At 70.2% G+C, this 24129-nt stretch carries 19 protein-coding genes and 5 pseudogenes; 12 read left to right on the top strand and 12 right to left on the bottom strand.

Annotated features, from left to right (window positions below; all coding sequences use genetic code 11):
• Positions 1-231: 231 nt before the first annotated feature.
• The 4 genes from AC5P09_RS14625 to gap all read left to right on the top strand — a co-directional run bounded on the left by AC5P09_RS14625 (position 232) and on the right by gap (position 4125).
• Complete coding sequence (locus AC5P09_RS14625) at positions 232-1356, top strand: sensor histidine kinase (protein ID WP_493874296.1); 1125 nt, start codon at positions 232-234, stop codon at positions 1354-1356.
• Positions 1353-2015, top strand: coding sequence for a response regulator (locus AC5P09_RS14620; RefSeq protein ID WP_493874295.1), 663 nt, complete (start codon positions 1353-1355; stop codon positions 2013-2015). The genes AC5P09_RS14625 and AC5P09_RS14620 overlap by 4 nt, the downstream gene beginning before the upstream one ends.
• 54 nt (positions 2016-2069) lie before the next feature.
• Entirely contained in the window at positions 2070-3026 is a 957-nt protein-coding gene (locus tag AC5P09_RS14615; protein ID WP_493874294.1) for a GlxA family transcriptional regulator, read from the top strand.
• 100 nt (positions 3027-3126) lie between these two features.
• Positions 3127-4125, top strand: a complete 999-nt coding sequence (gap, locus tag AC5P09_RS14610) for a type I glyceraldehyde-3-phosphate dehydrogenase (RefSeq protein ID WP_493874293.1) — start codon at positions 3127-3129, stop codon at positions 4123-4125.
• A 34-nt stretch (positions 4126-4159) separates the two neighbouring features.
• On the opposite strand, the gene AC5P09_RS14605 is transcribed toward gap, so the two are convergent.
• Positions 4160-4900: a class I SAM-dependent DNA methyltransferase gene (locus tag AC5P09_RS14605; protein WP_493874292.1), complete on the bottom strand. Its 741-nt coding sequence runs from the start codon at positions 4898-4900 to the stop codon at positions 4160-4162.
• 162 nt (positions 4901-5062) lie between these two features.
• Between AC5P09_RS14605 and AC5P09_RS14600 the strand changes: the two genes are divergently transcribed.
• The 4 genes from AC5P09_RS14600 (at position 5063) to AC5P09_RS14585 (ending at position 7951) form a co-directional block, all read left to right on the top strand.
• Entirely contained in the window at positions 5063-5791 is a 729-nt protein-coding gene (locus AC5P09_RS14600; RefSeq protein WP_493874291.1) for a DUF4097 family beta strand repeat-containing protein, read from the top strand.
• 121 nt (positions 5792-5912) lie between these two features.
• Positions 5913-7121 (top strand): PP2C family protein-serine/threonine phosphatase, encoded by a 1209-nt coding sequence (locus AC5P09_RS14595; protein WP_493874396.1) that lies wholly within the window; start codon positions 5913-5915, stop codon positions 7119-7121.
• A gap of 228 nt (positions 7122-7349) precedes the next feature.
• Entirely contained in the window at positions 7350-7700 is a 351-nt protein-coding gene (locus tag AC5P09_RS14590) for a hypothetical protein (RefSeq protein ID WP_493874290.1), read from the top strand.
• Between the two features lie 83 nt (positions 7701-7783).
• Positions 7784-7951 carry a hypothetical protein gene (locus AC5P09_RS14585; protein ID WP_493874289.1) on the top strand — a complete coding sequence of 56 codons (168 nt, stop codon included), beginning with the start codon at positions 7784-7786 and terminating at the stop codon, positions 7949-7951.
• Between the two features lie 746 nt (positions 7952-8697).
• On the opposite strand, the pseudogene AC5P09_RS14580 reads toward AC5P09_RS14585, so the two are convergent.
• Positions 8698-9904: pseudogene (locus AC5P09_RS14580) on the bottom strand (erythromycin esterase family protein).
• 58 nt (positions 9905-9962) lie between these two features.
• Here AC5P09_RS14580 and AC5P09_RS14575 point away from each other — a divergent pair.
• Positions 9963-10712, top strand: coding sequence for a TioE family transcriptional regulator (locus AC5P09_RS14575; RefSeq protein ID WP_493874288.1), 750 nt, complete (start codon positions 9963-9965; stop codon positions 10710-10712).
• Between the two features lie 252 nt (positions 10713-10964).
• Here the strand turns inward: AC5P09_RS14575 and AC5P09_RS14570 are convergent, their stop codons facing one another.
• The 6 genes and pseudogenes from AC5P09_RS14570 to AC5P09_RS14545 all read right to left on the bottom strand — a co-directional run.
• Positions 10965-12380, bottom strand: coding sequence for a DEAD/DEAH box helicase (locus AC5P09_RS14570; RefSeq protein WP_493874287.1), 1416 nt, complete (start codon positions 12378-12380; stop codon positions 10965-10967).
• Between the two features lie 529 nt (positions 12381-12909).
• Positions 12910-13470 carry a pyridoxamine 5'-phosphate oxidase family protein gene (locus AC5P09_RS14565; RefSeq protein WP_493874286.1) on the bottom strand — a complete coding sequence of 187 codons (561 nt, stop codon included), beginning with the start codon at positions 13468-13470 and terminating at the stop codon, positions 12910-12912.
• 71 nt (positions 13471-13541) lie between these two features.
• Positions 13542-15537, bottom strand: a pseudogene (locus AC5P09_RS14560) (acetoacetate--CoA ligase).
• Positions 15534-17045 (bottom strand): annotated as a pseudogene (gene mhpA / locus AC5P09_RS14555) (bifunctional 3-(3-hydroxy-phenyl)propionate/3-hydroxycinnamic acid hydroxylase MhpA); the annotation flags it as partial. The pseudogenes AC5P09_RS14560 and mhpA, both read right to left, overlap by 4 nt.
• Positions 17046-17159: 114 nt before the next feature.
• Positions 17160-17774 carry a dihydrofolate reductase family protein gene (locus AC5P09_RS14550; RefSeq protein ID WP_493874285.1) on the bottom strand — a complete coding sequence of 205 codons (615 nt, stop codon included), beginning with the start codon at positions 17772-17774 and terminating at the stop codon, positions 17160-17162.
• Between the two features lie 262 nt (positions 17775-18036).
• A pseudogene (locus tag AC5P09_RS14545) lies at positions 18037-18360 on the bottom strand (helix-turn-helix domain-containing protein); the annotation flags it as partial.
• Positions 18361-18368: 8 nt separating this feature from the next.
• Between AC5P09_RS14545 and AC5P09_RS14540 the strand changes: the two are divergent.
• Positions 18369-18947 (top strand): phosphotransferase, encoded by a 579-nt coding sequence (locus AC5P09_RS14540; protein ID WP_493874284.1) that lies wholly within the window; start codon positions 18369-18371, stop codon positions 18945-18947.
• Between the two features lie 18 nt (positions 18948-18965).
• Here the strand turns inward: AC5P09_RS14540 and AC5P09_RS14535 are convergent, their stop codons facing one another.
• The 3 genes and pseudogenes from AC5P09_RS14535 to AC5P09_RS14525 all read right to left on the bottom strand — a co-directional run bounded on the left by AC5P09_RS14535 (position 18966) and on the right by AC5P09_RS14525 (position 20999).
• Positions 18966-19790, bottom strand: a complete 825-nt coding sequence (locus AC5P09_RS14535; protein ID WP_307672439.1) for an SAM-dependent methyltransferase — start codon at positions 19788-19790, stop codon at positions 18966-18968.
• A 97-nt stretch (positions 19791-19887) separates the two neighbouring features.
• Positions 19888-20130 (bottom strand): annotated as a pseudogene (locus AC5P09_RS14530) (DUF397 domain-containing protein); the annotation flags it as partial.
• Positions 20127-20999, bottom strand: a complete 873-nt coding sequence (locus tag AC5P09_RS14525; protein WP_493874283.1) for a Sco1979 family transcriptional regulator — start codon at positions 20997-20999, stop codon at positions 20127-20129. The gene AC5P09_RS14525 and the pseudogene AC5P09_RS14530, both read right to left, overlap by 4 nt.
• Before the next feature lie 326 nt (positions 21000-21325).
• Here AC5P09_RS14525 and AC5P09_RS14520 point away from each other — a divergent pair, with 326 nt between their 5' ends.
• Positions 21326-21835 (top strand): ATP-binding protein, encoded by a 510-nt coding sequence (locus tag AC5P09_RS14520; RefSeq protein ID WP_493874282.1) that lies wholly within the window; start codon positions 21326-21328, stop codon positions 21833-21835.
• A gap of 27 nt (positions 21836-21862) precedes the next feature.
• Positions 21863-22999: a pentapeptide repeat-containing protein gene (locus AC5P09_RS14515; RefSeq protein ID WP_493874281.1), complete on the top strand. Its 1137-nt coding sequence runs from the start codon at positions 21863-21865 to the stop codon at positions 22997-22999.
• Between the two features lie 86 nt (positions 23000-23085).
• Here AC5P09_RS14515 and AC5P09_RS14510 read toward each other — a convergent pair whose 3' ends face one another.
• Positions 23086-23853, bottom strand: a complete 768-nt coding sequence (locus AC5P09_RS14510; protein WP_493874280.1) for a glycoside hydrolase family 16 protein — start codon at positions 23851-23853, stop codon at positions 23086-23088.
• Between the last annotated feature and the right edge of the window lie 276 nt (positions 23854-24129).

The raw sequence follows: 24129 nt of genomic DNA, 5'->3' as shown, positions 1-24129 counted from the left end.
TTTCGTACGTCTCGTTTCGTACGTCTCGTCTCCGAGGTTCGGAGGTGGCTCGAGCATGTCGCCGGACGGGCCGCCGGTCGTCCGGCAGACGGAGACACTTCACGCTGCCGCCGAGGACGCACCCGGTTGCCGCGTACGCCGCAGGCGCCGTGAAAGTACTGCGTACGCGGTAGTCGGCCGCTCGTCCGCGAGCGGGACTCGCCAGTGGCGGCATCCGGCTAGGGTGCGCGCATGAGGACAGGACGGTCCGGTGTTCCGGCCGGCGTCAGAGACTGGGCGATCGCCGTCGGCGTAGCGGCGACGCTGCTGGTCACCGGGCTGTCCGGGCAGCACTCCGCGACGGGCCTCGACCTGCTCGGCTACGCGCTGCTGGTGGCCGGCGGCCTGGCGCTGGCCGCGCGCCGCCGAGCCCCGGTGCCCGTCCTGGCCGTCACCGGGCTGTGCGCGGTGGGTTATCAGGCGGCCGGCTTCGACGTGCCCGCCGTCGCGTACCTCTTCGCGGTGTACGCGGCCGTACGGGCGGGACACCGCACCCTCACGGTGGCGGCGAGCGTGACCATGCTGGCCGCTCTCCCGCTCGCGGCCCTGGTCTCCCTGCACGATGCGAGCGAGGCGTTCGCGCAGGCCCGAGGCGCCCTCGAACTGGCCTGGCTGATCGCGGCCGGCGCCGCGGGCGAAGCACTGCGACAGGCCGAGCGGCGGGCGGACGAAGCCGAGCGCACCCGGGAGGAGACCGCACGGCGCCGCGCCGACGAGGAGCGGCTGCACATGGCGCGGGAGTTGCACGATTCGCTCACCCACCAGATCTCGGTCATCAAGGTGCAGGCCGAAGTCGCCGTCCACGTGGCCCGCAAGCGCGGCGAAGAGGTGCCGCAGGCCCTGCTGGCGATCCAGGCGGCCGGGCGTGAGGCGACCCGGGAGCTGCGCGCGACCCTGGGAGCACTGCGCGACGACGACACGACCCCGCCGCGCGGGCTCGACCATGTCCCGGAACTGGTGGAGCGGGCGCGTGGGATCGGCCTGGACGCGACCTTGACGATCGAAGGACAGCGGCACGCCGTGCCGGCCGCGGTGGACCGGACCGCCTACCGGATCGTCCAGGAGTCGCTCACCAACATCGCCCGGCACGCCGGCGCCGCTACCGCGTCGGTCCGGATCGACTGCCGTCCGGACGCCCTCGCGATACGCGTCGACGACGACGGCATGGCCACACCGGACACCGCCCCGGTGCCTGGTGTCGGGCTGCTCGGGATGCGCGAACGAGTCACCGCCCTCGGCGGTCGGCTGCGAGCGGAGCCGCGTGGCGAGGGCGGCTTCACCGTCCAGGCCGAACTCCCCGTGGACCGGACGTCATGATCCGAGTCCTGCTGGTCGACGACCAACCGCTCCTGCGCAGCGGATTCCGCGCGCTCCTCGACCTCGAGGACGACATCGAGGTGGTGGCCGAGGCCGCCGACGGTGAGGAGGCCCTGGCCCTCACCAAGGAACACCTGCCCGACATCGTGCTCATCGACATCGAGATGCCGGTCGTCGACGGCATCGAGGCGACCCGGCGCATCGCCGCCGACCCGGCCCTGACCGGGGTGCACGTCGTCATCCTGACCAACTACGGCTTCGACGAATACGTCTTCGACGCACTGCGCGCCGGCGCGGCCGGGTTCCTCGTCAAAGACATCGTGCCGGAGGACTTCCTCCATGCCGTACGCGTCGCCGCGCGCGGTGACGCCCTGCTCGCACCGTCGATCACCCGCAAGCTGATCAACCGGTACGTCACCCAGCCGCTCCACACCGACGCCGGCGCGGGACTGAAAGAGCTGACCAACCGCGAACGCGAGGCCGTCGCCCTGGTCGCGCAGGGCCTGTCCAACGACCAGATCGCCGACCGCATGGTGATCAGCCCGACGACCGCGAAGACCCACATCAACCGGGCCATGGCCAAGCTCCACGCCCGTGACCGTGCCCAACTCGTGGTCCTGGCCTACGAATCCGGCCTGGTAACCCCACGCAATGCCTGACCTCGAAGGTACTCTTTTGAGGGCTCAGCCCTCACCCCTGCGTACCCTGTGCCCGTGTCAGCCTCACGCCTCCGTCGCGTCGCCGTTCTCGTGCTGGAAGGCGCGAAGCCGCTCGATGTCGGCATCCCCGCCCAGGTGTTCACCACGCGCGCGAGCATGCCGTACGAAGTGCGGCTGTGCGGCGCGGCACCTGGTCTCGTGACCGGCGGCGACGGCCTTTCCTACCACGTCGCCCACGGCCTCGACGCGCTTGCGTGGGCCGACATCGTGTTCATCCCCGGCTACCGGTTCCCGGACCGCGACGATCCGCCGCAGGTTGTGGTCGATGCGCTGGTCGCCGCCCATGAGCGGGGCACACGGCTCGCCGCCATCTCGACGGGCGCCTTCGCGCTCGCCGCGACGGGCCTGCTCGACGGCAAGCGCGCCACGACGCACTGGCATTACACACGGGCACTCCGGGCGAAGCATCCGCTCGTCCAGGTCGACGAGAATGTTCTGTTCATCGACGAGGGCAGCGTGCTCACGTCGGCCGGCGCCGCCTCGGGCATCGACCTGTGCCTGCACATTCTGCGCGGCGACCTCGGGGTGGCCGTGTCGAACCACGCGGCCCGGCGCCTGGTCGCGGCTCCTTACCGCAGCGGCGGTCAGGCGCAGTATGTGCCGCGCAGCGTGCCCGAGCCGCTCGGCGAGCGCTTCGGGGCCACCCGCGAGTGGGCGCTGCACCGGCTTGGCGAGCCCCTCACGCTCGAGATACTGGCGCGGCAGGCCGCGGTCTCGCCGCGCACGTTCTCGCGTCGCTTCGTCGAAGAGACCGGCTACACGCCGATGCAGTGGGTCATGCGCGCACGCATCGACCTGGCCCGCGAGCTGCTGGAGCGTTCGCAGCGCAGCGTCGAGCAGATCGCCGCTGAGGTCGGCCTCGGCACCGGTGCGAATCTGCGGCTGCACTTCCAGCGCATCCTCGGCACCACACCGAGTGAGTACCGGCGCACCTTCGCCCCGGGCGAGTAGCCCTGCCACTGGCGTGATCCTTGCGAACCGTGGCGATCGCGCCACTGTCAGGGGCGGAAGCCGCGAGCGAACCTGGTGGGGAACCGAAGGGAGATCATTCATGACTCGCATCGCCGTCAACGGATTCGGCCGCATCGGGCGCAATGTGCTGCGCGCACTGCTCGAAAGCGACAGCGACCTCGAGGTCGTCGCCGTCAACGACCTCACGGAGCCCGCCACTCTCGCGCGGCTGCTCGCCTACGACACCACGGCCGGCCGGCTCGGTCGTCCGGTGACCGTCGACGGGGACGCTCTCGTCGTCGACGGCCGTCGCATCACGGTGCTCGCCGAGCGCGAACCGGCGCAGCTGCCATGGGCCGAACTCGGTGTCGACATCGTCCTCGAGGCGACCGGCCGCTTCACGTCGGCCAAGGCTGCCCGCGCCCACCTCGACGCGGGTGCGAAGAAGGTGCTCGTCAGCGCGCCCTCGGACGGCGCCGATGTCACGCTGGCGTTCGGGGTCAACACGGACGCGTACGACCCGGCCGTCCACACGATCGTCTCGAACGCCTCGTGCACGACCAACGCGCTCGCACCGCTGGCCGCGGTGCTCGACGAACTCGCCGGTATCGAGCACGGCTTCATGACGACGGTGCACGCCTACACGCAGGAGCAGAACCTGCAGGACGGTCCGCACCGCGACGCCCGTCGTGCCAGGGCCGCCGCCGTCAACATCGTGCCGACGACGACCGGCGCCGCCAAGGCGATCGGCCATGTACTTCCGAACCTGGACGGCAAGCTGTCGGGCGACTCGATCCGGGTACCGGTTCCGGTGGGTTCCATCGTCGAGCTCAACACGACCGTCGCCCGCGACGTCACACGCGACGACGTGCTGGCGGCGTACCTGTCCGCGGCACAGGGGCCGCTCGCGGGCATCCTCGAGTACTCGGACTTCCCGCTCGTCTCCTCCGACATCACGGGCAATCCGGCCTCGGCGATCTTCGACTCGGCCCTGACCCGCGTCGACGGCCGCCACGTGAAGGTGGTCGCCTGGTACGACAACGAGTGGGGCTTCTCGAACCGTGTGATCGACACACTCGAACTCCTCGCCACTCGCTGACCGTACGACGGGTGAGCAAGGCCGGTCAGTCGGGTCAGTCGGCGGGTTTCTCCCAGACCGAGACGTGCCGACCGCTCTCGCTGCTGAAGGGTTCCCGCGTCCATCCCTCCCACCGCTCGCGCAGTCGCAGCCCGGCGAGCTGGGCCATCAGGTCGAGTTCGGACGGCCACACATACCGGAAGGGGATCGACCGGTACTCACCGCGGCCGTCGACGACTTCGACGTAGTTCGAACTCGTCGCCTGGGTGGCGACGTCGTAGACGTCGAACGCCCACCGCGTCGGGCTCACATGGAACGGCACGACGTTCTGCCCCGCCGGGAGCTTACGCAGTTCGGGGATCATGACCTCGATGACGAAACAGCCCCCGGGTTCCAGGTGAGCCGCGGCGTTGCGGAAACAGGCCACCTGGGCCGCCTGCGTCGTCAGATTCATGATCGTGTTGAAGAGCAGGTAGGCGACGGAGAACGTCCCGTCCACCCTGGTCGTCGCGAAGTCGCCGATCGTGACGCCGATCGCGTCACCGCCTGGTTTGGCACGCAGCCGGGCAACCATCGCCCGTGACAGATCGATGCCGTGGACCGGGACTCCGTGACGCGCCAGCGGCAAGGCGATGCGTCCCGTCCCGATGCCCAGCTCAAGGGCCCGGCCGCCGCCGGCCAGGCCCGCCAGAAAGCCGACCGTCGTGTCTACGACTCTCGGGTCGAACATGTCCGCTGACGACTCGTCGTAGGCCGCCGCGACCCGTTCTCCGAAGTAACCGTCCTGATCGTCCATCGCCAGACCGTACTGCGGGAGCCCGTTGCGCCGCGCCTGGATTTCGCCCGGGCGTGGGGCCGGCGGCCGGCTTCGGCACTGACCGGTGGCGTGGCCATGACGGTGCCGGGTCGGGGCATTCGTAGCGGCATGAAGGCGATACCGACAAGGCGGGTGCTGCTCGTGACCGTTGTGCTGACGGTTCTTCCCGTCGCCGTGTCGTGCGGTGACCATGGGGGCGGGGCGTCCAACGGCTCGGTCGCGGCGGGACCCGCCCTTGGGGCCTCCGGTCGTCACCTGGTCGTCACGACCGACAACGGGCTGCTGTTGCGCCCCGCCGACGGCCACCGGGCCATCGTTGACGACCGTGCCGATGCCGACTGGTCGCACCGCGACGGCACATGGATCCTCGACCTTTCGTGTGCGGACGGGGCCCGGAGCGGGGGAACGTGTCCCCGCATGCCCTACGTCAAGGTCCCGGTCGGCGTGAGCGTCACGGTCAGTGCCCGCAACGCGGGCATCGACGCCGCGGGCATCGCTGCCGCGTTGGACTTGACGACCCTCAACGGCGACGTGACGGTCACCCGCTCCGGAGGTGACGATGCCGCGGTACGGCTGTCCACCCGCAACGGCTCGGTGCGCGCGACGGCCCTCGACACGCGTCGGCTGTACGCGGCGACCACCAACGGCGATGTGATGCTTGCGTGCGCCACCGCCCCGTCGAGCGTCACCGCGACGACCACCCATGGCTCGGTCGGCGTCACCGTCCCGCACAACGCCCCTGCCTACCTGGTCACCGCCGGCACGGACAACGGTCGCGCCACGGTCGCCGTCCCCACGCGGGATGTTCCCCACGGCCCCACCATGACGCTGACCACGGTCAATGGTGACGTCGACGTACGCAGGGGCTGAACCCGGCGCCACACGTCGAGCCCCATACGGCGAGCCCCCGGCCGACGCCCGCCGACTCTCGTTTCGTGGGCCGACCTCGACCTGCGGATCACGGCGCCGGGTGTGAGGCTGGGGCCAGACGATCAGTCCACTAGGCGGTGATGACGTGACGGCCGAGGTCAGCGACGAGCAGCTCAGGGAATTCCTCGCCGACCCTGTCAACTCCACACTCGAGCTGTCCACCGCGGTGGCCCGCTGCACGAAGGCACTGGGACTTCAGCACGCCGTGGTGTACCTCGCAGACCTGCAACAACGCAGCCTCGTCCCGCTGACCGACGTCGCCTCCACCCTGGCGATCGACGACTCGCTGGCGGGCTGGACCTATCGCACACAGTCACTACGGGTCGAGGAGTCGGGGACGGACGGGATGACGGCCTGGTTCCCGCTGCTCGACGGAGCCGAGCGCCTCGGGGTCCTTGCCGTGCACGCCCGCGTACTCACGGCGGCATCACTCACTCGCGGCAGAGCACTTGGCACACTGCTCAGCATGATGATCACGTCCAAACGGGCGTACAAGGACTCCTTCGTCCGCCGGACGCGCGTCGAACCCATGCTGCTGCCCGCCGAACTGCTGCGGGCGTTCCTCCCTCCGCGCACGATCGGCAACGGGCACGTCATCTCCACGGCCGTACTCGAGCCTGCCTACGAGATCGGCGGCGACGCCTTCGACCATTCCCTGACCGACACGACGCTGCACGCCACCGTCCTGGACGCCATGGGGCACAACCTCGCCTCAGGACTGACCAGCGCCGTCTCCCTCGCCGCATGCCGCAACGCCCGGCGCACCGGCGCGGATCTGCCCGAACTGGTCGACCTCGTGGACCAGGCGCTCGCCGAGTGGCTTCCCGATCAGTTCTGTACGGGCGTACTGACCCAGTTGGACCTTGCCACCGGGATGCTGCGGTGGGCCAACTGCGGTCACCCCGCGCCCCTTCTCATCCGTGACCAGCAGTTGATTGTCGACGCGCTGGAACGCGAGCCGGACCCGCCGATGGGACTGCCGTTCCTCTTGGCAGGACGACCGCGCCAGATTCACGAATGCGCCCTGCAACCGGGCGACCGGGTGTTGCTCTACACCGACGGCGTCACCGAGGCGCGCACCCGCGACAACAACCTCTTCGGCCTCGAACGCTTCGCCGACTACGTCATCCGGGCGACGGCCGCCGGAGAACTCGCATCCGAAACGCTGAGGCGTCTGATCCACTCCATCCTGGACACGAAGTCCAGTCACCTGCGCGACGATGCGACGATCCTGCTGCTCGAATGGCAGCCGCCCACCCGGCTGGCTTAGAGCAGGGCGAGAGCGCGCGCGACGATGGTGCATCGAGGAGCACCTCGCTCGCACATTGAGTGGGAAATCTGCAGCACGTGTGCCCGAATGCTGAATATCTCTGGGGCGTGTAACACGGCGGCGGACCCATGACGCAGACATGCACGTACCCGTGTGCCGAGTTGCGCGGGGAACGCCGAGACATTGCCGTACTCCGGCTTGCAAGATCATGAGCCAGATGGGAAATCAGTGAGCAACCCGGTCCCCGGATACCACTCCTACGATCAGCCTCCGACCGGCCCGCGCCCTTACCAACGGGACCAGGCCGGTGCCCGACGCGCAGCCCTGGCCATCCACACGATCGCTGACATCGCCGCCGGCTTCCTGGGCCTGTGGATTCTGCTCCACCTGCTCGGGGCCAACGAAGCGAATGTCTTCGTCGAGTTCGTGCACGGAACGGCCGATTGGTTGGCCTGGTGGTCGCAGGACATTTTCACCATGGACACAGAGGGCCTTCGAGTGTTCCTCAATTACGGTCTGCCCGCCGTGCTTTATCTGCTCGTCGGTCACGGGATCGCCGCGCGGCTCAACCGTGCATGACCGCATTACCGGCCTTGAGAGCACCCAGAATTTCGCGGTGCGGTCAGGCCGCCCGGAGTACGACACTGATAAGGATCAGCCCTGTGAAAACCAACTCAGCCGAAAACGATCACCTGCCGGTCTACGAGAGCTTGGTGCGTGAACGCGGGGATGCCGTGGCGGAAGCCCGTGTGGTGGCTGAAGAGACGCACCACCAGGTGACCCAAGCACTGAACTGGCATGGCACAGTTCAGCCGGGGTCCGAGTCCTGAGCGAGTTGGCTCCGTGCTGTTGACCGCCGAGTGCGGAACCACGACCCGCATCGCCTGCGGAGCGCCCGGCTGGTGCGCCGAGCACGGCTACGACGGTCCGCGGGCCCGGACCGGGCCAAGCGCATCACGCCGCCGGACTCCCAGATCCAGGCGCGCTCGAAGTCGCCGTAGACCGGCTGCTCGTTGGCCGGGAGGTCCACCCTGCGGGAGAAGACGCTGTGGCGGATGCTCCACGAGACCTGCGCGCGGGCGGGAGGAGATCGTGGGCGTCAACATCGAGGAGCTGGACCGGGCCGGGCATGAGGACTTCGTATCGGAGACGGACTTCTGGGACGGCGGCACTGGGCGGCTGCTGCCCGGCCTGATCAAGGGCCGCACGCGCGGCCCCCGACCGGGCAGGTCGTCACGCCGGGAGATGTGTGCTCGGACACCGGGCGGGCGCGGTGTCGTATGGGCAGGCCCGCCCGCTGCCGGACCAGCAATCCGCGCCAGCCGGGCGGGGCACCGGCTGGGACCTGCACAAAGGGAGGCGCTCCGGCCTGACCGTCTCGGGAGCCGGAACGAGCCTGCTGATGCCCCTGGCTACTTCAAGTCGTCACCGGAGCCCATCGCATCGCGGAAGCCACCAGCTTGCCGGCACCCGGGGCGGCAGGCGCTGAGCGGTCGTAGGCGTATGCGCGTTGACGGCCGGAAAGCCTCTCGCGCAATCCGAGGCGCCCCGACACGCCGGACTGCTGATCGTGGTACTAGCTCTGCGGAACGTCTTTGACGAACACGAGGCCGTCGCTGCCCGCCAAGTGGGCTGGGTCGAACGGGGCGTAGCCGAACCAGGGGGATACGCGGGGCGCGGGCCGCGTGTCGCCGAGGGCGGTGGCCAGCCGCGGAGCGTCGATGACGCAGCGGTCCTCCGGGAGTGCGTACAGGAGACCTTCGACGGTGTCCGGGGAGGGGGTGTTCACTCCCTGGTGCCGGATCGTGCCGAGGGCCGTGGCAAGGAAGGCGTACTCCTGGCCCAGGTGGGCGCTCACGATTGCGCCGGCGCTCCACCACTCCAGCAGCGGCTGGTCCCACATCCGCATCGTGCTCTTCTCCCGCTGGAGATGGGAGTTGTGGGCGTGGACGAGTGCCGGGCCCCGTTCGGCGACGGCGAGGAGGTTGTCGGCCATCATCTGGTCCCGCAGGCCCAACAGCCGGGTCATGCGGGCCGGTGACGTGTCGGCCATCCAGTAGTGGTAGCGCAGCAGGCCGACGGCGGTACGCCCGTACAGGCGGGCCCGGTCCCAGTCGTCCCGCGAGGTCGCCCTGATCAGGTGCGGCGTCTGCGCGTCGAGCAGCGCCACCATATCGTCGGCGAGCAGCCGCAGCCGACTGGCCTCGGCCGACCGCCCCACGGACTGGGACGGGTCCCTCATCGCGGCGGGATGGGTCCACCGGTCGTCGGTGCCGAGCAGGCGGTCGAGTGTTTCCGCGGTGCAGGGGAGCAGCACCGCGTCCAGGTGGGCCGCGAGGTAGCCGTGGAGTGCGGTGAGGGTCTGCCGGGGGCTCGCGGCGTGGGTGATCTCCAGCGGGCCGTCGGCACCGGCGAAGCGGAGCCGCTCGGACGTGGGCCGGCCGTCGTTGTAGGCGCGCATCCAGCGCACGAGCTCGCGGTTGGCCGCGGACGCGCCCACACCCGTGGCTGAATCCGTGCTCCATGACCTCGTCGAGGGTGCCCATGCCCGAGGTGACGTAGTCGTCCACGACCAGGCCCATCACGCAGTCGCTCTCGATCGCGATCGTCCGGTAGCCCTCCTGCTCGACGAGCTGCCGGAAGAGTTCGTTGCGCAGGTCGAGCAGAGTGTCCTCGCCGTGGGTGGGCTCGCCGAGGGCGAGCAGCCGAGGCGGGGCCGGAAGCAGCTTCATGACGGCGGCGGCCTCGAAGGCATGGGTGGTGTCGCTGATGTCAGTAGCCATGCCTTCAACGGTATCGTTGAACGTTCGGTTGAAACTTTTCCGCGATACGGTCGGGTTCGTGGGGCAAAACCTTCAAAGCGGCAGGCAGCTCAGGCCGGTTGACCTGGCGCGCGAGCACGGTCTGTCCACGCAGGCGGTCAGGAACTACGAAGAGGCCGGCATCCTTCCGGCCGCCGGTCGCACACCCCACGGCTACCGCACCTACACCTCGCTGCACGCGGGGGCACTGCGCGCGTTCCTCGCCCTGGTACCCGGCCACAGTCACCGGACGGCGACGTCGATCATGCGGGCCGTGAACCAGGGCACGGTCGATGAGGCATTCCGGCTCATCGACGAGAGCCACGCCCAGCTCCTCGACGATCGGCGGACGCTCCAGGCCGTGGAGAGCGCCCTCCGCGGCCTGCAGCCCACCACGGCGTCCGAGCGCGGCACAGTGCCCGAGCCGGCCGCGGTGTCCGGGGCCGGCGGCACGTTCATCGGGCCGCTGGCGGCGGAGCTCGGAATCCGGCCCGCGACGCTGCGCAAGTGGGAGCGCGCCGGGCTGGTGCGCCCGCGCCGCGACCCGCTGACCGGGTACCGCGTCTACGACGAGGCCGACGTACGGGACGCCCGGCTGGCTCACCAACTCAGGCGGGGCGGCTACCTGCTGGAGCAGATCGCCCCGCTGATCACCCAGGTACGGGCGGCCGGCGGGTTGGAGCCGCTGGAGGCCGCGCTGCGTGACTGGCACGGTCGGCTGTCCGCCCGCGGGCGGGCGATGCTGACCGGTGCCGCAGAGCTGGAGGCGTACCTCCGCGAGCGCGGATGAGACCTCGGCCGTCCGCCGAAGAGAAACACGGAGAGGGGAGAGCGCGACACGCAACCCGAGGTGGCGTGTTCGCGGCCTTGTGCAGGGATGTGCGCCAGGGCTAGAACGATCAAGTTCCGGCGCCCGCGCCCGGCCGCCTCGTGGTACGCGCGTCGGCGTGACCGCCGCAGACCCGTCAGGAGCCGGACGCCCTCGCCGAGGACGACCGCGCCCCGCACGCCCGGCTCGCGCAGATCACCGAGTGGTGCGGCGTCAGCGGCCCTTGCGTACCCGGGCCGCCGCGCGGGCTTCCGCGGTCTTGCGGGCCTCGGCGGCTTTGCGGGACTCCTTTGCTGGGCGGCCCGGACGGGTGCCGAGGCCGCGGAAAGGGGCGTTTCCGCTGCCCTTCGACTCGATCGGCGGGCGCTTCGCTCCGGTGATGGCGGTCAGCTTCTCCTCGCCGGAGCGCACCTGCGTGACCGTCGGCCGGATGCCCGCCTCGGACATCATCCGGTTCACATCGCGGCGCTGGTTGGGGGTGACCAGGGTGACCACGTTCCCGGACTCCCCGGCGCGCGCCGTGCGCCCGCCACGGTGCAGGTAGTCCTTGGCGTCGGCGGGCGGGTCGACATTGACGACGAGGTCGAGCGCGTCGATGTGAATGCCCCGCGCCGCGACGTTGGTGGCCACCAGCACGGTGATCTCACCGTCCTTGAACTGGCCGAGCGTGTGGGTGCGCTGCGGCTGCGACTTCCCGCTGTGCAGGGCGGCCGCCTGTACACCGCTGGCCCGCAGGTGACGGGTGAACTGGTCCACGCCGGCCTTGGTGTCCAGGAACATCAGTACCCGGCCGTCGCGCGCGGCGATTTCGGTCGCGGTCGCGTACTTGTCGGCGCCGTGGATGTTCAGCACGTGGTGTTCCATCGTGGTGACGGAGCCCGCGAGCCGGTCGACCGAGGCGAGAACCGGGTCGTGCAGGTAGCTCCGCACCAGCTGGTCGACGTTGCGGTCGAGCGTGGCCGAGAACAGCAGCCGCTGCCCGTCGGAGGGGACCTGGTCCAGAACGTCGGAGACCTGCGGCAGGAACCCCAGGTCACACATCTGGTCCGCCTCGTCCAGCACCGTGATCCGCACCTGATTCAGGAAGCAGTCCCGGCGCGACACCAGATCGGCCAGCCGCCCCGGCGTCGCGATCACCACCTCGGCGCCGGTCTTCAGCAGCGCCGACTGCCGGTTGATCGACAGCCCGCCGACCACCGTCGCCAGTCGCACGTTCAGCGTCTGCGCGTACGGCGCCAGCGCGTCGCTCACCTGCTGTGCGAGTTCCCGGGTCGGCACCAGGACCAGGGCGAGCGGCCGCTTCGACTCCGCTCGCAGGCCTGCCGTCCGCACGAGCAGCGCAAGCCCGAAAGCCAGCGTCTTGCCGGAGCCGGTCCGCGCGCGGCCGAGGACATCGCGGCCGGCCAGCGCGTTCGGAAGGGTCGCGGCCTGGATCGGGAAGGGCTCCGTCACCGCGAGGCCGGTCATCGTCTTCACCAGCTCCGGCGGCAGCCCGAGCGCGTCGAAGGACGCGGCCGGCGGCAGGCCCGGGGACACCGTCTGCGGCGTCGGGAGTTCACCCAGCGGCGCTGCCGCCCGCTGGGACTTGCCGGCGCGGGAGAGCCCAGAGGCCGGCGGCTTCGCGTTCATGGGGAACCTTCCTGATCTGGCGCCCGGAACGCGCCGGGGCCCGTACCCCTTGGTACGGGCCCCGGCGGTGTCGAAGCGTGCCCCCATTTTACCAGTGGGGGCGCGGGAGTCCGCCGGTCCGGTCGGCCCCCTCCGGACCTGGGGAGATGGGTGCGCGAGTAGCGGTCCGACAGTCCGAAGATGTCGGCCACGACTGTGATCGGGAAGAGGCTCACGGCGACACCGATGAGCGCCGTCAGCAGCGGCAGTCCGGCGGCGACCGGGTCCGGAAGGGATCACCGGCGCTGTCGGCCTGAGGGCCGTCGGCCGGCTTGGTGACGGCCTTCTCGATGGCGTCCTGCGGTCGGACGCGCTCACCTTCTGCCCGTCCGGGGCGACGAACACGACCCGCGCGCTCCCGCAGTCGGCCGTGGCCCCGGAAAGCGCTGCGCCTCGATGCCCTGACAGGAACCTCACTACTGAGGGGGCAGTACAGCTGCGGTCACCAGATCCCCCTCCGGTACAACGGCTGCCGGGCGCGGGGACGTCATCAGGACGGGTCCGGCGCATCCCACGGAACGGTGCCCGACACCCAGTGGGTGAGCCCTTCCGCCTGGTCATGGCCGGGCAGGTGGCGCGGCGGAGTCGCGTAGGTGGCATAGGGCCGGCAGCGGATGACGACGCGGTCTTCCTTCTCGCCATCGCTTCGACGAACGGCCGGGCGTCCGCACCGAGTCGCACACCGCTCGCCGGACATGCGCTCGCCGACCGCGATCATCACGTCGACCACGAGGCCGCGGTCACGCTCGACCACCGCGTCGGCGTACGCCTGGAGGTAGGTGAAGGGCCACCGCTCGTCGAGGAGGCAGAGACCGGCCTTGCCGTCCCTCTGGACGAAGCGCCCCTTGCCTCGTCCCGCCTGCGTCGACACGAGCAACTCGTCGTTGTCGGTCGGCACGTAGTACACGACCGACATGGCCGGGCCGTCGTTGCGGCGCCGGTAGCCGAATACGCAGGTGCGGTGCGTGCGGACGAACTCCCTTCGTTCCGAGGGGAGCATGTCCCGGTCGGTCGGAGCCGTGAACGGATCGGTGGCGAACGGAAGCAGCATGTCGGAATGACCTCCTGTGGTGGGCAGAGGATGCGTCGGCGGGTTCAGGTGAGCGGGGGCGCATCCGGCGGTCAGGTGCTGGCCCTCGCCTCCCGGTGTTCGGCGCCCAGATCGGCGAAAAACGCGAGGAGTTCGGGGCTGTCGACAGCCGCGGGGTCGACGACCCGGTCGGCCGGGGCTCCTTGGAGGAGGCGCTTGACGGGGACTTCGAGTTTCTTGCCGGTGCGAGTGTGGGGGATGCCCGAGACGGCGAGGATCTCGTCGGGGACGTGACGGGGTGACGCGCCGGTGCGGACGGCGTGGCGGATCCTGTCGCGGAGGGAGTCGTCGAGGGTGACTCCGGCCGCCAGGACGACGAACAATGGCATCCAGTAGCCGCCGTCCGATTCCTCGGCGCCGATGACCAGGGCTTCGGTGATCTCCGGGAGGCGTTCGACGACGTCGTGGATGTCGGCGCTGCCCAGGCGTACGCCGTTGCGCCGAGGGTGGAGTCGGAGCGGCCGTGCACGATCACCGAGCCATGACCGGTGAGCGTGATCCAGTCGCCGTGCCGCCACACACCGGGGTACGCGCCGAAGTAGGCGTCGCGGAAGCGGGTCCCGTCGGGGTCGTTCCAGAAGTACAGCGGCATGGACGGCATGGGCCGGGTGACGACCAGCTCGCCGACCTGGTCGAGCACGGGGGAGCCCTCAGCGTCGTACGCCGCCAGGGCCACGCCCAGATGAGGCGCGGACAGTTCCCCGGCCCAGCCGGGCGTGGTCGGGGCGCTGCCGGCGAAGCCGGAGACGACGTCCGTGCCGCCGGTGATGGAGGCCAACTGGACGCGCGTACCCACGTGGTCGCGGACCCAGGGGTAGGCGGAGGCGGGCAGCGTGGAGCCGGTGCAGCCGATGGCGCGGATCGACGACAGGTCGTGCACGGACGGGGCGATGCCGAACTTGGCCATGCCGAGGAGGTATCGGGGGCTGGTGCCGAAGAGGGTGACGCGATGGCGGGCGGCCAGGTCCCACAATACGTCCGGGCGGGCGAGGGGGGCCGGGCTGCCGTCGTAGGTGCAGGTGGTGGCGCCGGTGAGGAGGGCGGAGGCCACCAGGTTCCACATCATCCAGTGGGTGGTGGTGTACCAGAGGAGGCGGTCGCCGGGGCCCAGGTCGGAGTGGAGGCCGAGGGTCTTCAAGTGCTCCAGCAGGACGCCGCCGTGGCCGTGGACGATGCCCTTGGGCAGGCCGGTGGTGCCGGAGGAGAAGACGACCCACAGGGGGTGGTCGAACGGCACCGGCGTGCAGGCGAGTTGCGCGTCCTCCCAGGAGCGTCAGCGCCGGGTAGTCGCCCTGGGGCCAGGGCAGGCCCACGTGGTCCACCAGCACGGTGGCCTTGAGGGTGGGCAGCGACCGTGCAGGTCCAGCGCGGCATCGCGGCGATCGTGGGTCGTGCCGTTGAAGAGGTAGCCGTCCGCGGCGATCAGCACCGTGGGTTCGAGCTGGCCGAAGCGGTCGGCGGCGGCCTGCGGAGCGTAGTCCTGGCCGCACACCGACCAGACGGCGCCCAGGCTCGCCGCGGCGAGGAAGGCGACGATCGCGTGCGGGGTGTTGGGGAGGTAGCCCACGACCCGGTCGCCCCGGCCGACGCCCAGGTCGCGCAGGGTGGCCGCGACGGAGGCGACCTGGGCGCGCAGCCGGTCGCCGGAGACCTCGTAGCCGGCTCCGGTCTCGTCCAGCGCGATGATCGCCGGCCGGTCGTCGCCGAGATGGCGCAGGGCGTGGTGGGTGTAGTTGAGGGTGGCACCGGGAACCAGCGGGCGCCCGGCATCTTCTCCTCCTCCAGCACCTGCTCGTACGGCGTGGCCGCGTCGACGTCGAAGTACTCCCACACCGCACCCCAGAACCCTTCGAGGTCGGCGACGGACCAGCGGTGCAGGGCGGCGTAGTCGGTGTGGTCGTCAGCGACCTGAACGCCCCGGTGCCGGGTGACCCAACGGCCGAAGTCCGCGATACGGCTCGTGGTGGCGGCCTCCGGGTCGGGGGACCAGAAGGGATCCGAGGCCTGTGCGGGGCTCGGTGCGGTCATCGCGCGGTGCTCCTCAGGAGTGCGGGGCGGTGGGTCGTGCAGAGCAGGGGCGCCCAGGCCGCGGCGTCGGTGAAGCCGCCGCGCCCGGTGGGCACGGTGTCCAGGACGACGCGGTCGGGGCGCAGGAGTACGGCGTCCGCGCGACCGTCGTGCAGCCAGGCGGCGAGGGTGCCGTCGTCGCCGGCCTGGTTCACGGGGACGATCCGGGCGCCGAGTCCCTCGGCGCGACGGCCCGCGTCGACGGGATCAGGGGTACGGCGGTCAGGACGGCGAAGGAGTCCCCGAGTACGTCGTCGAGGCGGGTGCGCCGGCAGTCGGCGGTCACCCAGGGCTGGGGGCAGCAGGTGCCCGCGAGGCGGCCGCGCCGGACCAGCGGGCCCGGGGGCAGGGCAGGGCTGAGGCCACGGCCGGCCAGGCCAGTCACCCCCGGGACGCGGCACGCGGTACCCAGCAGGGTCCGGCGGAACACGGCGGCACGGTCCTGGCCGCCGGTCATGGCCCAGCCCGTCGCGACGGCGAGGCGGATCACATGGCGGGCGTGGGGCTTGCGTTCGCTCTCGTAGGTGTCCAGGAGCCGTTCGTCGGCGCCCTGTTGGAGGACGCGGGCGAGTTTCCAGGCGAGGTTGTGCGCGTCGCGCATGCCTGAGCACAGGCCCTGTCCGATGAAGGGCGGGGTGAGGTGGGCGGCGTCGCCGGCAGGAAGACCCGGCCTCGGCGCCACCGGTCGGCGAGGCGGGCCCGGAAGGTGTAGCGGGCCTGCCGGATCACCTCGAAGTCGTCGCCGCGGGAGATGTCCACCCAGGGGGCGACCAGTTCGCGCAGCCGCTCCCGACCATCGGGGCCGTCGAGGCTGTCGCCGTCCCCCAGCCGGAACTCCCAGCGGTAGCGGTCCTCGCCGATGCGCATGAACGTCGCGGGCCGGGCGGGGTCGCAGACCTGGTCGACGCCTTCCCAGCACCGCACGTGGGCGCGGGTGCGGACGTCGATGGCGGTCCAGTGCTCCTCGAAGCGCAGGTCCTCCCATACGGCGCCGATGGCGTCGCGGGTCAGGCTGCCCGCGCCGTCGCAGCCCAGCACGGCGTCGGCCCACAGGTGGGTCTCGCCGCCGTCCCCTCGGACGGTCACGCGCACCGGCCCGTCACGGTCCTGTGCTGCTACGGCGGTCACCTCCACGCCACCCCGCAGCTCGCATTCCGGACGCCTGGCCAGGGCGTCTCGCAGCACGCGTTCCAGCTGTGGCTGGTCGAACATGCTGGTCTGCGGAAAGCCGTGGTGCCCGAGCGGGGAGCGCCGGAACTCGGCCATCACCCGGTGCCGGGCGTCCAGCAGACGCAGCCCGTTGGCCGGCCGTGCGACAGCGGCGAACTCCCCGCCGATACCGGCGCCTTGTGAAGGATCCGCCGGACTTTGTCGTCCATGGCGACCGCGCGCGGCAGAGGGTAGACGTCCCGGTGGCGTTCGAGAACGACGGTGCGGACTCCGTGCCGGGCGAGTGTTCGCCGCGCAGAGCGCTTTCTGGCACGGCGGCACGGACCCGTTCAGAACGGTTCGGACTGATCAGCGGGTATGCGAGGTCATCTCGGCGTGAACGCAACTGAGACTTTCGCTCTGTCCGTGCCGGGTCACTTCACGAAGCGGTACTTCAGGTGAGTGGCGAGCGGCGTGTCGACCACCCTGACCGGCTCGAGCTTCCGCCGCGCGGCGCCCAGTCCCTCGAAGAGCCGTAGTCCCGCTCCGAGGAGCGCGGGCACCACGTGCAGCTGCAGCTCGTCGATGAGCCCCTCTCCGAGGTACTGCTGCACCGTGCTCGCCCCGCCCGCGATGTCGACGTTCCTGTCCCCGGCGGCGGCCTTCGCCTGGTCGAGGGCGCTGTGGATGCCGTCGGTGACGAAGGTGAAGGTGGTGCCGCCCTCCTTGACCAGGGTCGGCTGCGGGCGGTGGGTGAGCACGAAGACCGGGGTCCGGAACGGCGGGTTGTCGCCCCAGAACTCCTCGCCCGTGTCGTACATCATCCGGCCCATGACCACGGCTCCGGTGGCATCGAACCACTCGCGCATCAGCTCGGAGTCGCGGTTCTCCTCCCCGCCGGTCATGCCCTGGCGCTCCCGCCAGCTCGCCAGGTTGTGGATCCACTCGAAGAGCGGCTCGGCGCCGTCGCCTCCTGGGTTGTCGAGGGAGACGTCGGTGCCGGCGATGAAGCCGTCGAGGGAGATGGCCATATCCGCGGTCACGGTCACGATGGGGTTGCTCCTGAAGTCCTGGGATGTGCTGCCTTCACTCTCACGTCGATCGGGAACCGGCGCATTCGACACTCCCTGGGCGTGCCGGTCGAATCGGTACTGCGGCAGGTCGGGGAAGCGGTCCGCGATCGACCGGGGCATGTGCCGGCGTTCCGGAAGGCGCGGTCCACGCGTATCGGATGGCCCAGCCGGGGGCGAAATCCAGCAGGGGCAGCTGAGCGACGTCGGCGGGTGGGACGGCGCCGTTGGGTGCGCCTGCTCAGGGAATACGAGCCTCCGCACCGCGGCCGACCGTGTCCCTCCATTCGCTGGGCGACATGCCGTACGCGGCCCGGAATACCCGGCTGAGGTGAGTGGCGCTCAGGAAGCCCCAGCGGCCGGCGACCGCGGCGATGGTCTGCCGGCCGCGGATGCGGTGCAGCAGGTCGCGACGGCACTCCTCGAGGCGGCGGCGCTGGATCCACCGGCCGACCGTGGTGCCCTCGTCCTGGAAGAGCTTGTGCAGGTATCGCACAGAGATGTGGTGGGCCCCGGCGATCACCTCGGGAGACAGCGCCGGGTCGGTCAGGTGCAGGTCGACGTACCGCAGCCGTGGACCGAGACGGTGCACGCTCTTCTGCGCCATCTCGAAGCGGTGGGTTTCACCCGTGCTTCCAGGGTTCTGGGGTTCGACGAGCAGGGTCGCGAGGTTCTGACCTATATCGATGGCAATTCAGGGCCGCTGGGCTGGGCCAGGGTCGTGGCGGACGAAGGCCTGACTGCCTTCGCCCGGCTACTGCGCGATTACCACGACGCGACCGCGGAGGTCCCCCCGCCGGCCGGGGCGCGCCCGCCGGTGAAGTGATCTGCCATGGCGACTTCGGCCCGCGGAACGTGGTGTGGCAGGGGAGTCGGCCCGTGGGAATCATCGACTGGGACTTCGCCCGCCCGGCGGCACGTCTGCATGATGTTGCCTACGCACTGCAATACGTCGCGCTGTTCCGGGACGATGCCGAGTGCATGCGCCGGCTGCGCTTCCCGCAACCACCCGACCGCCGTCACCGCTTGGAACGGTGCCGACTGGCCGACGACGGCCACCAGCCGCAGGCCACCTGGGTGGCCGAAGGCTACCTGCGCGACCTTGAGAGCAAGTTGGCATGGAGCCGGTCGCACCGGCATCTGTTCGGGTAACGGCTCCTGCCGTCACGGTCAGGGCTTGATGCCCACCCCGGTCCACAAACTGACGGTGGCGTCCGTGAGCGGCTGCGTGGGCTCGTCCTTGTCCGACAGGTCGGGGCGCCAGCGGTGGCCGACGGTGACGCCGGGGTCGAGCAGGTCGAGTCCGTCGAAGAAGCGCGCGACGTCCTTCTGGGAGCGGAACTGCACGGGCGTCCCGGCACCGGTGTAGATGTCGGTGACCTTCTGCCAGGTGGGCGGGTCGAAGTCGGGCGTGCAGTGGCTGAGGGCGAGGGCGCTTCCTGACGGGAGGGCGTCGAGCAGGCGGCCGACGATGCCGTACGGGTCCTGCGCGTCGGTGACGAAGTGCATGAGAGCGTTCAGTGACAGGGCCACGGGCCGGTTCAGGTCCAGTATCTGGGCCAGTTCGGGAGCGCTGAGCAGTCCCTCCGGGTTGTTGACGTCCGCTTCGATGTACGTGGTGCGGCCCTGAGGAGTGCTGCGCATGAGGCGTTCGGCGTACTTGAGAACGAGGGGATCGTTGTCGGCGTACACCACGCGCGCTTCGGGAACCACGCTCTGCGCGACCTGGTGCAGATTCGGCTCGGTGGGAATGCCGGTGCCGATGTCGAGCCACTGGCGGATGCCGTGCTCCTGGGCGAGCACTCGGGTGGCCCGGTGCATGAAGGCCCGGTTCTCGCGGGCGCACACGAAGATGCCTGGGTATGCGGCGGCGACCGTCTCGGCGGCCTGCTTGTCGATGTCGAAATGGTCCTTGCCGCCGAGGTAGAAGTCGTACATGCGGGCGGAGTGCGGCCTGCTGGTGTCGATGCCCCGTGCGGCGTGGGTGTTGCTCATCCTGTCCCCTTCAGTGGTGTGCGCGGTGTGCCGGGCGGGTCGCGGCCGGGCAGGCTCGGATTTCTCCCGCTTGCGGTTCGGTCTGGTGGACCTGGATCGTCAGGTGATCGGCGAGACCTTTCTTGATCCCCTGGACGAAAGCGGCGATCTCCTCGGACGTGTAGATCAGCGCGGGACCGGTGGGATCGGTCGACTGCCGCAACGCGATGCGACCGTCGGCGAGTTGCTTGGTCTCCACGCACTGCCCCCCGTTGGGGCCGCTCCAGGGGCATTCCCAGCCCTGTTCGCCGAGGTCGGAGGCGGGCATCCCGTTGTAGACACTGCCGTCGGCGATGGTCATGAGTACTCCTTGCGCATGCGATGCAGCAGGGCCCTGCTGTCCGCGGAGGAGGTCAGAAGAGACATCCTGTTGTGCGCCTCGAGATGGGCCACGACATCGGAACGCTGGTCCAGGTACACGGAGGCGGACAGGATTTCGCTGTAGACGACGTCGGGCAGTTCCGGTTCCTCGAACCGGAAGTAGGTGAAGGGCGCGCACGCTCCGACGTGCGCGCCTGCGCCGAAAGGCACGATGTCGACGCTGATGTGATCCAGCTCCGAGACCTCCAGGAGCTGGTCGATCTGCTCCCGCATGACCTTGTTGCCGCCCGCCACCCGGTGCAGGACGGCCTCTTCCATCACCACCCACAGCGTGGGGGCGTCGGCCTTCTCCAGCAGGCTCTGGCGGCGCAGCCGCAGACCGACACGGCGCTCCAGGTCCTCCTCGCCGGCATGGGGGAAGCCCCCGCGCAGGACGGCGCGTGCGTACTCGTACGTCTGCAGCAGCCCGGTGACGTACTGGGGCTCATAGGTACGCAGGGTCTTGGCCCCGCTCTCCAGGCTCACGTAGGCGGTGAACCAGCTCGGCACCACGTCGCGGTAGGCGTGCCACCAGCCGGGCTCGTTGGCCTGTTCGGCGAGCTCGACGAACTCGTCGATCTCCTGCTGGTCGGCCCCGTAGGTCTGCAGCAACTTCTCCACGTACAGGGGTCTGAGGCCGACCTCCGCCTTCTCCAGGCGGCGGATGGTCAACGACGTCACGCGCAGGGCCTTTGCCGCATCTTCCAGGGATATGCCCGCGCCGAGCCGCCTCTCCTGGAGCCGGCGGCCGAGGATCATGCGCAGGACGGTCGGAGCGCTGGTGCCCGTGCCTGAACGAGAGTCGCTCACCGCGCACCTCCTGAGGGCCCGTCACCAGCCCCGCATCTACAGCGACTTGGTGATGCAGCCAAGCGGATACCGTCTTGCTGAAATTATCAGGGAGTCGGTTGCAGTGTGAACTCAGCTGCGAGCATAGTGACTTGTGCAAACGATTCCTTCGGACGCGAAGGCATCGTTGTCAACCACCGCGCCACTACGCGGGGTTGACGCGCGCCGACACGACGAATCCACGTGACTGTCACACCGGGAACACCCCCTCTCCCGGCAGGTCCGTTGCTTGTCCCCCCACTGCTCCCCTCCCCCCACTGCGCCCCTCCTGCCGGAAGGCGACAAGCGTGTCCCCCCACACGACTTCTTCCCCCCAACTCTTAACTGCCGCGAGCCCGGAGCGTAGGCACTGGATCGAGCTCCCCGCGCACCGATCTCATGTCGCAGTCGCCCGCCGTTCGACGGACGCGCGCATGAGAGCCTGGCGGCTGCCCGCCGAGACGTCCGCGGACGCGGTGCTCCTGGTGTCGGAACTGGTCACCAACGCGGTGTGTCACACCCTCAGCGTGCGCGTCCTGTGCGGCATCGGACTGATCGGCGACGACTGCCTCCGCGTGGAGGTGCACGACCACGGCCGTGCGGCCGGCGGTCTGGCCCGATGCCAGCCCGGGCCCGAGGACGAAGGCGGCCGCGGCTTGCTCCTGGTCCAGGAGATCGCGTACACCTGGGGAGTCGACCGGTCCCCGCTCACCGGCGGCAACGCGGTATGGGCAACCTTGATGGTTTCCGGCCGAGGGCGCGGAACATGCGTTGACGAGGAGATGCCCGGCGCCGCCGCTCCAAGTCGTGCATCTTGATCGTCTTTTGAGCGGCCATAGGCTCCCATGCCCATGGAGACGGGGGAGCCGGACCGCGGTCGCAGGGCGTGGTGCGACCGGCTGGTCAGGCATCGTGCGATCGCGGGCCTGCTGGCCGGGACAGCGGGGCCGGCCGTTCTGGGCGCGGTGCTCGTCGTCCTGCCGGGTGTGGTGGTCGACCATCATCTCGCCGGGGCGAGCGTCGCCGCGCAGGACCGGCTGACAGCGGTGAACGACGTCCGTACGACACTTCTGCAGGCCGTGGGCGGCATGGTCGTGCTGTTCGGCGCGTACGCCACCTGGCGGCAACTGCGCGTCAGCCAGGACGGCTTGCGCGCCACCCAGGAGGGTTATGTCACCGACCGGTTCAGCACGGCCGTCGATCAACTCGGCAGTGACAAGCTGGAGACACGCATCGGCGGGCTCCACGCGCTGTGGCGGATCGCGGAGCACTCCGCCCGCGACCGCGAGGCCGTCATCTCCATCCAGGCCGCTTACCTGCGTACGCACCTGCCCTGGCCGCCCGCCGGACCCCAGGCTCCGGCGACGGACGTGCCCATCAACGACGTCGTGCCGTTGGAGGTCCGTGCAGCCGACGCCCAGGTGGCGCTGACCGGGCTCGGCGTGTTGTTGCTGCAACCTCGGAAGCAGTCCTGGGTCAACCTCGGCGTCACGGACCTGCGCCGGGCCGACTGCGACGGGCTGTGGCTCCATGAGGTCAACCTCGACCGGTCCTGTATGGAAGCGGCGGGCCTGTACCACGCCAACCTGACGCAGGCGTCCCTGGTCTCGGTCAACCTGCGGCACGCCGACCTCAAGACGGCGATCCTGCGCCGCGCCCGCTGTGTGCCGGCCGACCTGCGGGGCGCACGGCTGGTCGAGACGGACTTGCGTGACGCGGACTTCACGGAGGCAGACCTGCGCGAGGCGAACCTGCGCAAGGCCGACGCGGGCGGCGCCGTCTTCCGCCGCGCCGACCTGCGCCTGGCCGACTTGCGGGGCTCCGACCTGAGCACGGCCGACCTCCTCCAGACACGTCTGACCGGCGCGGTGGCCAGCGAGCACACTCGCGGCCGGCCGGATTCGACCATGCGGCTGCCGGCGTCGTCGTCGCAGAGGATCCCGGCCCCGAGCCCCCGCCATTGCTCCAGCCCTCGGGGATAACGACACAGCACCCGCCCCTGCGGTCCGTGCCGTGAGCGAAAGGCCCAGGTTCGGGTGGCGCCCCCGCGGGAGGATCCGGCGCGATCTCACTTCCAGCCGTACGCGTACGCCGCTACCCAGGTGATGTCGAGCTGTGCGCTGCTGCCGGGAGCCGCCCCGGGTCCCTCCAGGGCGCTCTCGTTCTGCAGCACCCAGGACAGAGGGTGATCCGGCACCTTGCGGGTGTCGTGCCCGGTCTGCCGACCGTCGACGAAGAACCGCACGTTCCCTGGTGTCCACTCGGTGGACACGGTGTGCCACTCGGTCCAGTCGTCGCTTCCCGGGAAGTAGCCCTGCTCACCGCCGCCGCACGGATGGTGGAAGGCGGTGAGGGAGCCGGTCCACTCGCCTTCGGGGTGGTCCATCTCGCAGCCCCGACCGTAGTGCAGCCAGGCGGACTTGTAGCCGGGAGCCAGCTTCGTCACCTTGATGCGTGCGCTGTACTTGCCGTACTTCATCTGCATGACCGCACGCGGCACCACCGCGGCAGCATGCACCGGACCTCCGTTGCCGGGCCGCCACATCCGTACGAACATCCTCCCGTCGCCGTTCGCCGCAGGACCGACGCTCACGGTGTCCTCCGGGTGATAGACACCCACCACATCCCGACCTCGGCTGTTGGCCGTGTCACGCCAACCGGTCGGATAGGCCCACCAGTTGTCGCGGAACTCTCCGCTCAGGCCCCCGCAGTAAGCAGCGGACATGTCGACATGGTGATCGCAGTCGCTGAACGCGCCCAGCGGCACCCGGTCGCCGTTGAAGTCCTCCGCGAGGACCTGCCAGAAGGGACCGCAGTCTCCGCGCGGCAAACTCACGCCCGTACTGCGGCAGGCGTCGGCCGCGGCGGGCGCAGCGGGCGCCCCGTCGGCCCGGGGAAGCCCCAGCAGTACAGCCACGAGCGCGAGGCCCACAGACATCAACACAATTCGCTTACTGACGTGCTCGTGCGGCGCTGCGTGTGAACCCATCCCAAGGCTCCCTCAGGCTCAGCGGCCGGCCGTCGTCCGTTCCGAAGGAGCATCCTCGCGTGCGGGCCTGTGCGGCGCCACCCTGAGAGCGAGCCGTGAACCGGACGTCCATGCTCCGCCGTA

This window comes from Streptomyces sp. a15, from assembly GCF_059026085.1.
Note: the sequence above shows the minus strand (reverse complement) of the source record. Positions and strands in the feature narration are given on the sequence as shown.

What these genes read in the sequence shown, in the direction of transcription:
- AC5P09_RS14625 (WP_493874296.1), top strand. Translation starts at nt 232, where the DNA reads ATGAGGACAGGACGGTCCGGTGTTCCGGCCGGCGTCAGAGACTGGGCG.
- AC5P09_RS14620 (WP_493874295.1), top strand. Translation starts at nt 1,353, where the DNA reads ATGATCCGAGTCCTGCTGGTCGACGACCAACCGCTCCTGCGCAGCGGA.
- gap (WP_493874293.1), top strand. Translation starts at nt 3,127, where the DNA reads ATGACTCGCATCGCCGTCAACGGATTCGGCCGCATCGGGCGCAATGTG.
- AC5P09_RS14605 (WP_493874292.1), bottom strand. Translation starts at nt 4,900, where the DNA reads ATGGACGATCAGGACGGTTACTTCGGAGAACGGGTCGCGGCGGCCTAC.
- AC5P09_RS14570 (WP_493874287.1), bottom strand. Translation starts at nt 12,380, where the DNA reads ATGAACGCGAAGCCGCCGGCCTCTGGGCTCTCCCGCGCCGGCAAGTCC.
- AC5P09_RS14565 (WP_493874286.1), bottom strand. Translation starts at nt 13,470, where the DNA reads ATGCTGCTTCCGTTCGCCACCGATCCGTTCACGGCTCCGACCGACCGG.
- AC5P09_RS14535 (WP_307672439.1), bottom strand. Translation starts at nt 19,790, where the DNA reads ATGAGCAACACCCACGCCGCACGGGGCATCGACACCAGCAGGCCGCAC.
- AC5P09_RS14515 (WP_493874281.1), top strand. Translation starts at nt 21,863, where the DNA reads ATGCCCATGGAGACGGGGGAGCCGGACCGCGGTCGCAGGGCGTGGTGC.